Source organism: Natrinema sp. LN54, assembly GCF_052439245.1.
Classification (GTDB): Archaea; Halobacteriota; Halobacteria; order Halobacteriales; family Natrialbaceae; genus Natrinema; species Natrinema versiforme_A.
Genome location: NZ_JBQVRP010000004.1, coordinates 339,757 through 353,976, shown reverse-complemented (window position 1 = coordinate 353,976; position 14,220 = coordinate 339,757). Strand labels below are relative to the sequence as shown.

Annotated in this window: 11 protein-coding genes; 2 read left to right on the top strand and 9 right to left on the bottom strand. The window is 63.5% G+C overall.

Going from position 1 to position 14,220, the window contains the following annotated elements; genetic code table 11:
- Positions 1 to 55: 55 nt before the first annotated feature.
- The 4 genes from ACT4ML_RS14245 to rdfA all read right to left on the bottom strand — a co-directional run bounded on the left by ACT4ML_RS14245 (position 56) and on the right by rdfA (position 5,424).
- Positions 56 to 1,225: a zinc-dependent alcohol dehydrogenase gene (locus ACT4ML_RS14245; RefSeq protein WP_444721456.1), complete on the bottom strand. Its 1,170-nt coding sequence runs from the start codon at positions 1,223 to 1,225 to the stop codon at positions 56 to 58.
- 13 nt (positions 1,226 to 1,238) lie between these two features.
- Entirely contained in the window at positions 1,239 to 2,018 is a 780-nt protein-coding gene (locus ACT4ML_RS14240) for an SRPBCC family protein (RefSeq protein ID WP_444721455.1), read from the bottom strand.
- Positions 2,019 to 2,779: 761 nt separating this feature from the next.
- Positions 2,780 to 4,735: an archaea-specific SMC-related protein gene (locus ACT4ML_RS14235; protein ID WP_444721454.1), complete on the bottom strand. Its 1,956-nt coding sequence runs from the start codon at positions 4,733 to 4,735 to the stop codon at positions 2,780 to 2,782.
- A 62-nt stretch (positions 4,736 to 4,797) separates the two neighbouring features.
- Positions 4,798 to 5,424, bottom strand: a complete 627-nt coding sequence (gene rdfA / locus ACT4ML_RS14230; protein ID WP_444721453.1) for a rod-determining factor RdfA — start codon at positions 5,422 to 5,424, stop codon at positions 4,798 to 4,800.
- Positions 5,425 to 6,290: 866 nt separating this feature from the next.
- Between rdfA and ACT4ML_RS14225 the strand changes: the two genes are divergently transcribed.
- Positions 6,291 to 6,419 (top strand): hypothetical protein, encoded by a 129-nt coding sequence (locus ACT4ML_RS14225; protein WP_267877935.1) that lies wholly within the window; start codon positions 6,291 to 6,293, stop codon positions 6,417 to 6,419.
- Positions 6,420 to 6,532: 113 nt separating this feature from the next.
- On the opposite strand, the gene gfo6 is transcribed toward ACT4ML_RS14225, so the two are convergent.
- From gfo6 to ACT4ML_RS14200, 5 genes are all read right to left on the bottom strand, one after another.
- Complete coding sequence (gfo6, locus tag ACT4ML_RS14220; protein WP_444721452.1) at positions 6,533 to 7,606, bottom strand: D-xylose 1-dehydrogenase Gfo6; 1,074 nt, start codon at positions 7,604 to 7,606, stop codon at positions 6,533 to 6,535.
- An 85-nt stretch (positions 7,607 to 7,691) separates the two neighbouring features.
- Positions 7,692 to 8,183 (bottom strand): universal stress protein, encoded by a 492-nt coding sequence (locus tag ACT4ML_RS14215; protein WP_444721451.1) that lies wholly within the window; start codon positions 8,181 to 8,183, stop codon positions 7,692 to 7,694.
- 134 nt (positions 8,184 to 8,317) lie between these two features.
- A complete protein-coding gene (locus ACT4ML_RS14210; protein WP_444721450.1) occupies positions 8,318 to 9,712 on the bottom strand; it encodes a GntP family permease in 1,395 nt (464 codons plus the stop codon).
- Between the two features lie 173 nt (positions 9,713 to 9,885).
- Positions 9,886 to 11,061, bottom strand: coding sequence for a mandelate racemase family protein (locus ACT4ML_RS14205; protein WP_444721449.1), 1,176 nt, complete (start codon positions 11,059 to 11,061; stop codon positions 9,886 to 9,888).
- A gap of 656 nt (positions 11,062 to 11,717) precedes the next feature.
- Positions 11,718 to 13,157: an aldehyde dehydrogenase family protein gene (locus ACT4ML_RS14200; RefSeq protein ID WP_444721448.1), complete on the bottom strand. Its 1,440-nt coding sequence runs from the start codon at positions 13,155 to 13,157 to the stop codon at positions 11,718 to 11,720.
- Positions 13,158 to 13,268: 111 nt separating this feature from the next.
- On the opposite strand from ACT4ML_RS14200, the gene ACT4ML_RS14195 reads away from it, so the two are divergent.
- Positions 13,269 to 14,135 (top strand): fumarylacetoacetate hydrolase family protein, encoded by an 867-nt coding sequence (locus ACT4ML_RS14195; RefSeq protein ID WP_444721447.1) that lies wholly within the window; start codon positions 13,269 to 13,271, stop codon positions 14,133 to 14,135.
- The last annotated feature ends 85 nt before the right edge of the window (positions 14,136 to 14,220 follow it).

The following is a 14,220-nucleotide window of genomic DNA, read 5'->3' as shown; positions in this document are numbered from 1 at the left end:
GTCCTCGCTCCGCCACCAACTCGCCTCACGACGCCTGGTCCGATTTCCGGCCGATTCAGGGCGTCAATACCGGTCGAATGCAGCCGTCTTTCTTGTGCTTGAACAGCTCGTAGGCCGCCGGCCCCTCCTCGAGCGAGCGCTCGTGGGTCGCCAGATACGACGGGTCCAGTTCGCCCTCCGCGGCGTACTCGAGCAGGTCCGGAACGTACCGTTGCCCGTGCTGTTGGGCGGTACGGACGGTGATCCCCTTGTTCATCACGACGCCCATCGGGAACTTGTCGAGGAGGCCGTAGACGCCGAGGATCGAGAGGGTACCGCCCTTCTTACAGGCGCGGATCGCCTGCCGGAGCGCGGTCCCGCGGTCGGTGTGGAGGCGCAGGGACTGCTTCGCGCGATCGTAGGCGTGTTCGATCCCGGTTCCGTGGGCTTCCATCCCGACGGCATCGATGCAGGCGTCGGGGCCGCGGCCGCCCGTCATCTCTTTGAGCGTGTCGACGACGCTGTCGACCGCGGTGTAATCGATCGTCTCGGACCCCGCCTCGTTTCTGGCCGCTCGCAGGCGCTCGGGGAACCGATCGATACCGATGACGCGCTCGGCACCCATGAGGGCGGCGCTGTGCTGTGCCATGAGGCCGACGCCGCCACAGCCCCAGACGGCGACGGTATCGCCGTCTCGAATGTCACAGAAGTCCGCGCCCATGTAGCCGGTCGCCCACGCGTCGGACGCGAACAGCGCCTGCTCGGCCTCGAGTTCGTCGGGGACGTGAAAGCAGTTCTCGTCGGCGTGGGGAACCCGGACGTACTCCGCGTGGGAACCGGCGTAGCCGCCGAAGGCGTGCGTATAGCCGTAGATGCCGGCCGTCGTATCGCCGAGGATCGGTTCCTGCAGTTCCGCGTTCGGGTTCGTGTTGTCACAGAGCGACCACAGATCGTCCCGACAGTAGCCACAGCTCCCGCAGCCGATAAAGGAGGGGACGACCACTCGATCGCCCGCCGAGACGGCCTCGACCTTGCGACCGGTTTCGACGACCTCGCCCATGAACTCGTGGCCGATCACGTCCCCCTCGCGCATCGTCGGGAGGTAGCCGTCGATGAAGTGCAGGTCCGAACCACACGGCGTGGTCATGGTCACCCGGAGGACGACGTCGCGCGGGTTGACGATCTCCGGATCCGGAACCGACTGGACTCGCAGGTCGTTGACGTCCTGCCAGCAGAGCGCTCTCACGCGCTCTCACCCTTCATAGCAGATCACCGCTCCCACGTGCGGACGGGTTGTGCTCGAGCGACGGAATCTCGCCCGTCTCGACGAGGCTCTTGAACCGGCGGAGCGCCTTCTTTGCGACCGTTTCGGGGACGATGCCGAGCCGCTGAAACGCGGCGGCACCCAGGCCCCCGGCCGGCGGATCGAACTGCAATCGGAGCGTGACCACCGTGCCCCGGTCACCCGCCGCCGACCGGAAGCGAACTTCGCCCTCGTGGGGGATCGTCGCCCCCTCGAGGGACTCCCAGCGCAGGGATTCGCCGGGTTCGTCGGCCGTGATCTCCGTCTCCCACGTCAGATTCGGTCCGCGGGGGGTTTCCACATCCCAGTGAAGTCGGTCCTCGCCGGCGCCGGTCACCTCGGCGAAGGGACTCATGATCCGGGTCAGCTGCTCGGGGTCGCGCCAGTACTCCGAGAGTTCGTCCGCGGGTGCGCCGACCGTTATCGATCGCTCCACGGTCGGCATCCCCTCGGGAACGTCAGCCGCGACACCCTCGCGGTCGCGGATCGCCGAGGCGAGCGTTCGGACCGGCCGATCCGTTCCACTGAGTCCGCGAGCGACCAGCCAGCCGCCGCCGACGGCCAGTACCGTCCCGCCGAGCGACCGCCGCCTGAGACCGGCGGCGAGGAGGAGACCGCCGGCGGCCGCAGCGGCCATCCGTTTCCCTCGGCCGTCGGTTCCCTCCGCCGAGTACGGCTGTCCGATCGCTCCCGATCGCAGCGTTTCCGGTATCGCTGTTGACAGTGCGCCACTCATGTTCGACCACGTGACTCCCGACTCGAGCGAGCCTGCGGTCGTGGTCCGTGTTCGCTCCGGTTCGACAGTCGCGTCAGTCTCGGTTTCATCGAGCGTGTCGGTGTCATCGAGGAACAGTTCACACGGCAAACAGGACGAGCGCGATATTGTAGCTTTCAACTGCAAATGCAACGCCCGCCGTCTGATCGTCTCGGCACCATTCGGCCCTGAAGTTCGTCTCGGCACCGATTCGGTCGCGAAGTGGTTCAGCCGTGAGCGTGTCGGCCACCGGTACGTGCAAGCGTTTCGGGACGGATACTGACGCTCGAGTCGGGCACCCATTCGAGCGATTCGTCTGCTCTGTGGAACCGAATACTGGCACATACCTCGGTTCCAGTAGCAGTATTCGAATTCGACATATCGAAAGTCGAATCTTATGGCTCAAAACTACATTCGAAACCGATTCCCCTCTCTATTGAACCTGTATCACGTCATCTTACCAGTATTCGATAGAGCCTCGTCTCGGACGGATGATCTCGAACGATCTATCGTATCACTCGAGACAGAGCAGAAGACCCGGGATATCAGCAGCTGCGAATCTGAACCACTCAAATTTGCATACTGAAATTCAAACATCAGAAAATAGGTGGTTGGGAAATATTGTTGATATTCTGGTATAGCGTGGCGCTACCGAAACAGTGGCGAACAGATCCGCCCGGTCGCTGTGGGATAGCAAGCGCGCCCGACCTAGTCGAATCGAACCCCGACTCGGTGAATCCGGGTTAGATCTCCTCGACGTACGCGTACGAGTCGGACAGTGCTTCGGCGTCCTCGCGCAGCAGGGCGACGACGAGACAGTCGACGTACTCCTCGAAGTACTCGACGAGGTCGGCGATCCGATTCGAGTCGATCGCCTCGAGCGAGTCCAGGAGCATGAACGGGACGACCTCGTAGACGTCGTGGACCAGATAGCCCGCGAGCGCGAAGACCAGTCCGGTGACCTCGCGTTCGCTCTCCGAGAGGTGGTCGACGGTGTCCTCGTAGGTCCGGCCGTCCTCGGTGGTCCGGACGATGTGCAGGTCGAACGCGGTCCGCGAGACTTTCCGGCGTCCCTCTCGGACCGTCTTCTCGCGTCGTTCGATCCAGATGCGGTCGATGTTCCGGTACTCGAGGATCGAGAGGATCGACTCCATGTGCTCGTTGAACGCGTCGACGGCGTTCGCCTCGATCCGGTCGACGCGGGTTCTGAGATCGGTCAGTTCGTCCTCGATGGTCTCGCGGCGGTCCTCGACCTCGCCGCGTTCCTCGATCTTCGCCTCGATCTCGTCGATCCGGTCTTGAACCTCGTCGCGTTCCTCCTCGAGATCCTCGAGTTCGAGTTCGAGCCGGTTCAGGTCGCGGTGGGCCTCGATAACGTCGCCGTACTCGGCGTCCTCGAACGTCTCGGCGTCAGATTCGAGGTCGTCGACGCGTTCCTGCTGGTCCTCGAGGTCGGCCTCGAGTTCCTCGATTCGCTGTTCGCGGCGCTCGAGTTCGTCCTCGATCGCCTCGAGTCGCGTCTCGATCTGGCCGCGTTTCTGCGTTTGCTGGCGGATCTCCTTCTGTCGGGACGAGAGGTCGTCGATCTGTTCCTGCAGGTCGCTGCGCTCGTCGAGTTTCTGCTGGCGGAGCGATCGCAATCGGTCGAGCGTCGATTCGATCCGTTCGCGGTCGACCTGCGAGCCGCACGTCCAACAGACGACGTCGCTCGAGTCCCCGAGGAGCTGCTCGGTGATGTCGCCGTCACCGTCGTCGCTCGACTCGACCGATTCCTCGAGGTCGAACTCGAACCCGTCGTCCGCGAGCCGCTCCTCGTTGAATCGGATCACGCTCTGGAGTTCGCTGACGGTCGTATCGAGGGATCGCTTTCGGGAGCGAAGCTCCTGGACTCGCCCCTCGAGTCGCTCCGGCGACTCCTCGGTGTCGTCGACCTCCTCGAGGTCGTCCTCGAGGTCGTCGCGTTCCCGTTCGAGCTCCGCGTAACTCTCCCGTTCGGTTTCGAGATCGTACTCGATGGACTCGAGTTCGGTCCGTGCCTCTTGGAGGTCGGCGAAGGCCGATTCGATCTCCGCTTTCCGTTCGCGACTCGCCTCCACGTCCAAGTCGAACTCGTCGAGTTCCGCCTCGAGTTCATCGATCCGTTCGGTCGTGGTCTCGATCTCGTTTTCGAGTGCGACCCGATCCTCCTCGAGGTCGGGCAGCTCGGCGTCGAGCCGCGACAGTTCCTCGAGGCGCTGGTCTATATCGCGCTTTTCGGCCTCGAGACTGCTGATTTCGGCCTCGATCTCGTCCGTATCGATCGGCCGCATGATGAGTTCGCGGAGGTCGTCGCCGGCTCTGACGGCTCGGCGCGCCTCGTTCGACTCGAGCAGGAAGGCAAAGAGGTCCGCGAGTTCCGGGTCGTCGAGGTAGGGATCGCCGTCGAAGACGACCTCGCCGTTGCGCCGCTCGAGGTATCGCGTATACTGGTCGTCGTCGAAGGCCAACTCGACGCTACCGGCGTCCGCGTCGCCCTTCAGCGAGGATCGCTGGCTGCCGAGTGCCGCCATGATCGTCTGGAGAAACGATGTTCGGTTCGTCGCGTTCCGGCCGGTCAGGACGTTGACGCCGGGTTGGAGCGTCACTTCGGTACTGTCGATGCCGCCGATGTTCTCCGCTGCGACGGTAATCGCCGATGAGACGGACTCTGGAGATGACATATGCGTCGTTTCTCGCCGCTGAATATAAATGCTATTTGGTTACGGCCGTTTTCCGCCGTTCGTCAGGCGGGTTCGGTCCCGTCGCAGTCACAGCCGCCCTGATCGAGCAGTTCTGCAATGGGGTAGTCGGCCCCGCACTGTCCGCAGATGGCGCGAACGTCGACGAATACCTCGTAGTCCTTGTCCGTAATCTCGTCGGCGTTGCGTAACTCGTCGAGCGTGGATTCGGTGATGACCTGGGTGCGGCCCGCGAGTCGCTGAACGGTCTCTTTCTTCCGTTCGATACGGTCCTCGCTGTCCTCCTCGGGGAGCGAGGCGTCGCGAACGTTCGTGAGATACGTATAAATCGTCTGGTGGGTGACGAAGTCCGATCGAACGTCGTCGATGTCGACCCCCGATCGCTCGAGGTCGCGGCGTTTGCGAACCGCGTCGGATCGAGACACGTCGTCGTCGGTCAGTGTTCGGTAGAGGGAATCGATATCCGTATCGAGCACGGACGCGCCCGCCTCGCGCACGGCCGCGCGGAGCACGGCCTGATTGAATTCGGTCGCGAGGTCGCGCAGACTCGTTCGCTCCGTCCCGTCACCGATCCACTCGGCCTCCAGGCGCTCTCCCCACTCCTCGAGCCCGTACTGGTCCATCACTCGCTCGACTTTCGTTCGTCGCCCGCCGCTCGAGTCGTCTGCCATACCGGATGTCACTGAGGCCTATCGTACAAGTGTTGTGGTTGACTGCCGGGCCAACGACCAGCCGTACGAATCGGAAACGAACAGATTCATCCGAGCCGACCTCGATCCGCTCACCTTCCAATCATCGACTTACTTCGCTTCCGTTCGGATGCGAACCGTATCGACTCCCTCGTCAGCCCCAGCTCGTCCCGTACTGAGTAGTACGAACGTTCGGCACTGGCGAATTTCCCGACGTTTCGGCCGACCTATCGGACGGTGCCGAACGTTCCAGTCACGTTTTCCTCGAGTTAGTTACGAGAACCGTTCTCGAAGCGAGACAGTGGGCGGACGGAAGCGGTATCACTGGAACGCGAACCGATAATAGAATTGTGATACGAACGAACAGTTACAAAGATATGCCTGTAAATAGCCGGCTCGCGTCGCCGAGTGGATGCCGTTCGCCGATCGCACGACGGAACGAGGGTCGCTTTCCACGGATGAACGTGAAAGCAGGACGTTTCGAACGAAACTGGACGATTGGATCGGTCAAAGCGGCGACGGTGGTATCGCACGAAAGCCAGATTTGCGTTCACCACTGACGAACTGTCTGACGAACGTGTTCGTGCAGGAGGGCTCTCCGAGCGAACGCCGATTCGGAGACTACCGAGCAGTGGAGGCGGTATCGGCAGAGATTCACGACCGATTGTTCACCCGATGTGATCGGCGAGTGATATCGATCGTTTTTCATTACGTAACAGAACCGTCCGCGAGACGCTCGAGCCCCACCGTCGTTTCGAACCGCTGTTCCGGTTCTCACCCTCGATTTGGGTCCGCTGGCGGCGGTGCCGGGGAGAAGATTTAACAGAGGCTCCGCCGAAGAGCGAACGATGACCGAGCGCCAGCAGCTAGTCGTACAGCCGTCCCGGTGTCCCGATTGCGATGGTGACCTCACGTTCGGCGGCAAATCGTGGCAGTGCGCCGACTGCGGTCACATCCCGCGCCACGCTGCGGACTGAGCGGGACGAGCTATTGCGACCGCCTTCGATCGACGTAGTCGTGGGTTCGTCTCCAACGGTTCGCTGATCGCATCCGCGGTAGTAAACAGTTCCCCGCCGCGTCGCTCGCGAGCCTACGCGATGTCGACCGGCTCGCCCCGTTCGGCGGACTCGTGGAGCGCGTCGATGATCCGCATGTCCTGCAGGCCGTGTCGCCCGTCGGGATAGATCTCGGCGTCGCCGAGGAGTCGGTCGGCGAAGTAGTCGAACTCCTCTTCCATCTCGCGTTCGGCGTCGAAGCTGTCGTGTTCGATTGTGACCGAGAGCTCTCCTCGAGACAAGTGCAGCGAACACTCCCCGTGGAACGCCGGGCGAAGTTCGATCTGCCCGTCCGTTCCCGTGATCTTGAGGTGCGTGTCCTCGTGGGCGTTCTGACTCGAAATCGAGGTCATCTGGATATCGTCCTCGAAGCACAGCAGCGACGAGGAACGCTCGTCGGGCACGTCCGCGAACGCCTCGTGGTTCGAGGCCATCTCCGAGTGTACGCTGACGGGGTCGCGATCGAGCAGGAATCGGGTGGTGTTGATCGAATAGATCCCCAGGTCCATCACCGAGGTGCCGTAGCCGCTCAGTTCGGGATCGAGTCGCCACTGATCCGGATCGGGAATCATCTCGAGCAGGGGTTGGGTGTTGTGCCCGTAGACCGAGGCCGGGTCGCCGATAAAGCCGTCCGCGATCAGTTCGCGGGCCCGGCGCACCGCGGGATCGGTCTGCATGCGGTAGGCGATCATGAGCGGCACATCTGCCTCCTCGCAGGTGTCGACCATCGCTTCGGCGCGCTCGAGGGTCGACTCCATGGGCTTCTCACAGAGGATCGCCTTGTCCAGTTCGGCCGCGGTCTCGACGTACTCGAGGTGGTAGGCGTTCGGCGTCCCGACGTAGATCGCGTCGTACTCGTCGCTCGCAGCGCCGTCGTGGAACTCGTCGTAGCTGATGCCCCGAGCCACGTCGTTTTCGTCGGCGAGTCGGGTCGCCTTGTCGGTCGAACTGCTGACGAGGACCGAGACCTCGCCGAGATCCGACGATTCGATCGCCGGGAGCGCGACGTCGATCGTCCACCAGCCCAGTCCGATCAGGGCGTATCTGACGGTTCCGCTCTCGGTCGTCTGCCACGTCCGATCCTCGTACCTGTCGATCCAATCGAGCATGCTCGCCTCTATACCTCGATCTGATAAAAAATGACCGATGCCAGTGTGTGACGATAGCAGGGTCCGACCGTCGCCGTCTCCCGCGCTACGAACCGGTCTCTGCCGTCTCCCCGTCTTCGTCGAGCGAGACGGTCACGAGGCCGTCGAAGTTGAGGAGCACCCGCTGGACCCAGTCACCGAAGATCGCCTTGCCGGTCGGCGAGCGTCTGCGACCGGCGATGAAGACGTGATCGCAGTCGTACTCGTCGGCGGCGTTGAGCGTCGCCATCCCGTACCCCTCCGAGAGGATATCGACGCCGACGCTGTAGTCGATATCAGTCTCGCCGAGCGTCTCCCGGACGAACGACTCGAGTTCGGCTTCCGCCGCCTCGATGATGACGTCTTCGCCGTCGTCTTCCGAGACTCCCTCGATCTCGCCGATCGACTCGATCTTCCGAACGCCGGGACCGATCTCTTCGCCTGTGGCAAAGGCCAAGACGGTCAGTTTCGCGTCCCCGCCGCGTGCGTACTGTGCCGCTTCTCGGAGGAGCGTCGCGTGGCGATCCGTGTCCTCGACGACGACGAGTCCGTGCTTCATACACGGTCGTTGCGAGGAACCGGATTAAATATTCCGTTTGGTACCGGATCGCGTTCGACGGAAGCATCGATCCGAGCCGGTTCGAGCGTTGAATCGACCGCGTGGACGGCCGACCCAGTTGAAACGGATCGTCGCTAGACGAGCGGGAAGAGCGTCGAGTAGACGAGGAGCACGACGAGACTCGAGATCGAGAGCACGACGGTGAGTGCGGTCCACGTCTTGAGCGTCTCGGCTTTCGTGAGGCCGCCGATCTCCTTGACGATCCAGAAGCCGGAGTCGTTGAACCACGAGCAGATGACGGCCCCGGAGCCGATCGCCATCACGAGATAGGCCGGGTGAACGGTGAGTTCGGGGACCTGCGGGGCCATGATCCCGCCCGTGGTCAGCATGGCGACCGTGACCGACCCCTGCGCGACGCGGATGATCGCGGCGATGAGCCACGCCGTCACCAGCAGACCGATACCGAGGCCGTCGAGGGTCGACGCGACGAGTTCGCCGATACCCGCTTCGGCGAGCATCGCCCCGAACGCGCCGCCGGCCGCGGTGATCGCGGCGATGTTCCCGCCGTTGCGCAAGGCGTCGGTGATCTCGTCTTCCCAGACCGAGCGGGGGAAGTCGTCCATCCGGAGGTAGGTGAGCGAGGCGATGACCGCGGCGAAGGTCAGCGAGAAGTTGACGTTCCCGACGTAGTCGGTCGCCGGCTGAATGGACTCGAGGGCGGGGTACGTATCGCTGAACGTGTTGACGGCCGTACTGGCGGCGATGAAGGCGACGGCGACGACGACGGGGAGCACCGACTCGGCGAACGACGGCAGGTTCGAGACCGGCTTCGAGGCCTGCTCCTCGAGGTCTTCGACGGTCGTTCCCATCGTGTCTCGGAGCGGGATGTCGACGTACTGATTGATGAACCGACCGAAGATGACGCCGCTGATGAGCGCCGCGGGGAGGGCGACCGCCAGCCCGACGACGATGGTCGTGCCGAGGATGGCTCGCTCGGGATCGAGTTCTTGGGCGACCGCGAGCGGGCCCGGCGTCGGCGGCACGAAGGCGTGCATCGCGACGCCGCCGCCGCCGACGACGACGATATACAGCGCATAGTTCTTCCCGATTCGAGCGCGCATGGCGCGGGCCAGCGGCGCCATCAGGTAGAAGACGTTATCGAAGAACACCGGAATCGAGAGGATCGAGCTACTGACCCACAGGGAGAGGTCGGCGTTGTCGTCGCTGACGAACGACTGGAAGGATCGAACGATCCGATTCGCCGCACCGGAGTCCGTCATCGATTTCCCGATCACCGCCGCCATCAGGATCGGAATCCCGACGCCGGCCATGTTCTCGCCGAAGGCCGTCGCGACGCCTTCGGGAATGGTGCCGAAGCCGACACCGTCTAAAAAGAACGCGTTGGTCGTCCCGACGAGCAACGCCGAAATGATCAACCCGATGAACGTCGGAACGTCCCAGACCACGAGGAGCAGAATCACGGAGACGATTCCGATACCAAAGGCTAACAGTGGTGCGGTGGCTGCCATGTGTTCATTTCGGAACTATCTGCATGACCATAAAAAACCATGCATTTGTCCTGTCGGCGCGGCCGAGCAAGCTGACGGGTCTGACAGCCATACCAGCCGCCAGCAGGACGTAGCGAACCGGAACCGACGGTTCAGAAGTCGACGGCTCGAGTCGACCGGGACGATCCGATCGACTACTCGTAGGTGTGAACGCTGCCGGTCGTGTGCTCCTCGATGTACTCCCAGTCGTACTCGACGCCGAGTCCCGGTCCGTCGGGAACCGGAACGGTCCCGTCGTCGTCGACGGCGTCCATCAGATCCGAGTACCCACCCTGATAGACCGGTGGCTGGGTGTTCTGACAGTCGGGGTGGACCAGCGCCAGTTCGTAGTAGTTCGAGTTCCGGCAGGCGGCGATACAGTGCCGTTGGGCGGGTCCGGGCGCGTGAAACTCCACGTCGAGCCCGAAGGCCTCGGCCATCCGCGCCACTTTGATCGCACCGGTGATCCCGGCATCGTATTCCGGATCGGCTCGCAGGAAGTCCGTGGCGTCGTTGGCCGCGAAGTCGGATTTGCTCTCGAGCCCCCGGACGTGTTCGGTCTGGAGGATCGGTGTCTCGAGTTTCCGGGCGAGCTTTCGGTGGGCGTGCTGGGAGATGCCGCCGTCGCGGAACGGGTCCTCGTACCAGAAAAAGCCCGCCTCGTCGAGCGCGCGGCCGAGCTCGAGCGCGTCGGCGAAGGTCTCCAGTTCGCAGGCGGGGTCGTGCATGAGGTCCATGTCGTCGCCGACGGCGTCGCCGACCGCGCGCACGGCCTCGATCTCTCGGGTCAGGTCGCGAGCGTCGTCACCGCCGCCCCAGCCGTGGATTTTGAACCCGCCGAAGCCGCGGTCCCGACAGTCCTCGGCGAAGTCGGCGAACGCGGCGGGCGAGTCGAGGCCGCCCGCGTCGTCGCCGTGGTACGTCGACGCGTACGCCGGGATGCGCTCGCGGTAGGTGCCGAGCAGTTCGTGGATCGGCGCGTCGTAGTACTTTCCGGCGAAGTCCCACAGCGCGATGTCGATCGGGCCGATCCCCATTCGATCGTACTTCCGTAGCGCGCGTTTGACTTCCGACCAGTGTTTCTCCCGCTGCAGCGGGTCCTTGTCGATCAGGTACTTCGCGATGATGTTGTACTGGGCGGCCGCAGGCGAGTTCCCGCCGACGTACTCGCCAGTGATCCCCTCGTCCGTGTGAATTTTGACCCCGAAGAGCTTCCGCATCGTCGTCTCGCCGGGTTCGTAGACGAGGTTGAACCCGTGCTCGTCGGTCCCCACGTCCTCGAGGGGGTACTCGAACTCTCGACTTTCGATTTTCGTGATCGTCGGTGTCACGTTCGTCACCTCTTTCGGACGACTGATAAAGATACGCCGTCGTGGCCTCCTGTCAACCGGTTTCCCGACACCGAAGAGGGTATTCCGACTGACGACCAAGCGTTCATCAATACCGAATTGGAGTTCAGTGTTACTGGCGGATAGCTGTCGAGACGGTCCGTTCGAGACGGCCACAATCACCGCAGCCGTGACTTTCGGCGCGAGAAGTCAACTCTTCGGCCGAATGCTGTTGGGCGTTCTATCAATGATTGCTGAACGGCTGCGAGTCCGATCGATCACCGACGATCTACCGGCGTTCACAGTGGCCCCAACAGCCCCTCTCCGATATCGGCCGCCTCGAGCCCGATTTCCGGCAGCAACCCCGTCATCGATCCGCCTGCATTACAGAACGATGTGTGTGTGATGCGTGGAAACGGCGATCCGGACCGACAACACGGCGTTCAATATTACATAACAACGTCTCTGTCTTGGAAAACACAGTTGACCGCTACCGCGTATCGGTCGTCGCGATCAAGTCGTTCGAACCGGTACTGTTCAACAGGTGTGGCGCTATACTGAATCCCGTACTGTCACGCACGCAGCGACCGGACCGAGCGGACTGCAACCGCCGAAAAATAGCGTCGATATCGCCTGTGACTCGAGCGGACGACAGTCGATCAGTAGTTGTCGTAGACCGTCTTGCTGATGCTGTAGAAGTCCAGTCCGGCGTCGCCCTGCTCGCGGTAGGTCTCGCTCGAGGAGTCCTTCATGCCGCCGAAGGGAACGTGGAGTTCGAGGCCGGTCGTCTTCTCGTTGATCTTGACGACGCCGGCTTCGATCTCCTCGACGAAGCGGTTCGCTTCGGTATGGTCGTCCGTGACGACGCTCGCCGAGAGCCCGTAGTCGACGTCGTTGGCGACGGCGAGTCCCTCGTCGAAGTCGCTGACGGGGATGACCGCCAGTACCGGTCCGAAGACCTCCTCCTGTGCGAGGCGCATCTCGGGATCGACGTCCGAGAAGACCGCGGGCTCGACGAAGTAGCCGTCGCGGTCGAGTTCGCTTCCGCCGAACTCGAGGGTCGCGCCCTCCTCTTGGGCGATATCGACGTACTCGAGCGTGCTCTCGAGTTCGGACTCGCTGACGTGGGGCCCCATACCGGGGTCGTCGAGTCCGTGGCCGTGGTCGATCGCTGCGGCGCGGTCGACGACCCTCTCGACGAACTCGTCGTAGACGTCCTCGTGGACGATAGCGCGGGAGGCGGCCGTACACGCCTGCCCGGTCACGCCGAACGCGCCGTCGGCGACGATCTGGGCCGCTTCCTCGACGTCGGCCGTGTCGCTGACGACCGTCGGGTTCTTGCCGCCCATCTCGAGTTGGACGCGCTTGCCGTCCTCAGTCGCGGTATCGTAGACGGTGTTCCCGACTGCCGTGCTTCCGGTAAAGGAGATGGCGTCGACATCCTCGTGGCTGGCGATCGTGCCACCGACCTCGCTGCCGGGACCGGTGACGACGTTGAGCACGCCGTCGGGCAGGCCGGCTTCCTCGAGTGCGCCGGCCATCTCGTGGACGACGCCGGGCGCGAGCGTCGCGGGCTTGATGACGACCGCGTTACCCGCGGCGAGGGCGGGCGCGATCTTCCATGCCGGGATGGCGATGGGGTAGTTCCACGGCGTGATAAGGCCCGCGACGCCGAGGGGTTCGTTCTTGGTGTAGAGGTTCGTATCTCGGGCGCTCGAGCTCTTGACCGTGCCGCCGATGTCGCTGGCCTTCGAGCCGTAGTAGTGGAAGATATCGATCGCACGCTGGACCTCGCCGCCGGCCTCGCTTCGGGTCTTGCCCTCTTCCCGTACGAGCAGTTCGGTCAGCTCCTCCTTTCGCTGATCGAGGAGCGAACCGGTCTTCGCGAGGATTCGGCCGCGCTCGGGACCGGGCGTCGACCCCCACTCGTCGCTGGCTGCACTCGCCGCCTCGATCGCTCGCTCGGTGTCCTCGGCGTCGGATTGGGGATAGGTCGCGATGACTTCCCCGGGGTTTGCGGGATCGGTCGTTTCGAACGTTTCGCCGGTGTGCGATTCGGTCCACTCGCCGCTCACGTAGTTCAACCGCTGGTCTGCCATACGTGTGTACGTCGTCCCGTCCGCCCATAATTCTTGCCGTTCCGACCCTTCGACGCGGCGGGCTCGCTCGGGGACGGGACATTTATAACGGTTTAGGTAGTTGATGCCTGCATGCGGTATCAGCGCCTATCGACTGGCGACCAGTATAGACTAATCGCTGTCGACGACGAGACAGCGTACGATCTGACGGCCGTCAAACCGCGGCTGGACAGCTTCGGGGACCTCGCGGCGGCAGCGGATATCGCGGGCGTCGGCGTGGACGAGTTGGCGAGCGAGGTCGCAGACGAGGCACCGACGGTCTCTCCTGACTCGCTTCCGGACGGAACGCTGCCGGTCGTGCCCGAGGAGGTCTGGGCGGCGGGCGTCACCTACGAAATCAGCGAGGAGGCCCGGGAGGAAGAGAGCGGGATGCCGGAGATGTACCTGCACGCCTACGAGGCCGACCGGCCGGAGATCTTCTTCAAAGCGACGCCGAGCCGAACGGTCGGTCCGGGCGAGGCCGTCGGGATCCGCGCCGACTCCACGTGGGACGTTCCCGAACCGGAACTCGGAATCGTCCTCTACGACGGATCGATCGTCGGCTACACGATCGGCAACGACATGAGCAGCCGCTCGATCGAGGGCGAGAACCCGCTGTACCTGCCGCAGGCGAAGATGTACGAGCGCTGCTGTTCGATCGGTCCCTGCGTCGCCTCCGCCGCCGACGTCGGCGATCCCCACGAACTGACGATGTCGATGTCGATCTCCCGCGACGGCGAGGTGCTCTACGACGACGAAACGTCGATCGGCAACATGGCTCGCAGCTGCGAGGAACTGGTCGAACACTGGCGGGACCACGACGTCGTGCCCGAACTCGGCGTCCTGCTCACGGGTACCTCGCTGGTCCCGGACGACGGCTTCACGCTCCAGCCCGACGACGAGGTCCGCATCGAAATCGACGAGATCGGGACACTCTCGAACACGGTCGTCGAAGTCTGAACGGAGCCGACGTTTCAGGGACTACCGTCCACACGGAGCGACCGAGGCTCTTCTGTCCAGTTACCGCGTGATCGCCATCGTCGCT

What these genes read in the sequence shown, in the direction of transcription:
- ACT4ML_RS14240 (WP_444721455.1), bottom strand. Translation starts at nt 2,018, where the DNA reads ATGAGTGGCGCACTGTCAACAGCGATACCGGAAACGCTGCGATCGGGA.
- ACT4ML_RS14235 (WP_444721454.1), bottom strand. Translation starts at nt 4,735, where the DNA reads ATGTCATCTCCAGAGTCCGTCTCATCGGCGATTACCGTCGCAGCGGAG.
- rdfA (WP_444721453.1), bottom strand. Translation starts at nt 5,424, where the DNA reads ATGGCAGACGACTCGAGCGGCGGGCGACGAACGAAAGTCGAGCGAGTG.
- ACT4ML_RS14225 (WP_267877935.1), top strand. Translation starts at nt 6,291, where the DNA reads ATGACCGAGCGCCAGCAGCTAGTCGTACAGCCGTCCCGGTGTCCCGAT.
- gfo6 (WP_444721452.1), bottom strand. Translation starts at nt 7,606, where the DNA reads ATGCTCGATTGGATCGACAGGTACGAGGATCGGACGTGGCAGACGACC.
- ACT4ML_RS14215 (WP_444721451.1), bottom strand. Translation starts at nt 8,183, where the DNA reads ATGAAGCACGGACTCGTCGTCGTCGAGGACACGGATCGCCACGCGACG.
- ACT4ML_RS14210 (WP_444721450.1), bottom strand. Translation starts at nt 9,712, where the DNA reads ATGGCAGCCACCGCACCACTGTTAGCCTTTGGTATCGGAATCGTCTCC.
- ACT4ML_RS14200 (WP_444721448.1), bottom strand. Translation starts at nt 13,157, where the DNA reads ATGGCAGACCAGCGGTTGAACTACGTGAGCGGCGAGTGGACCGAATCG.
- ACT4ML_RS14195 (WP_444721447.1), top strand. Translation starts at nt 13,269, where the DNA reads ATGCGGTATCAGCGCCTATCGACTGGCGACCAGTATAGACTAATCGCT.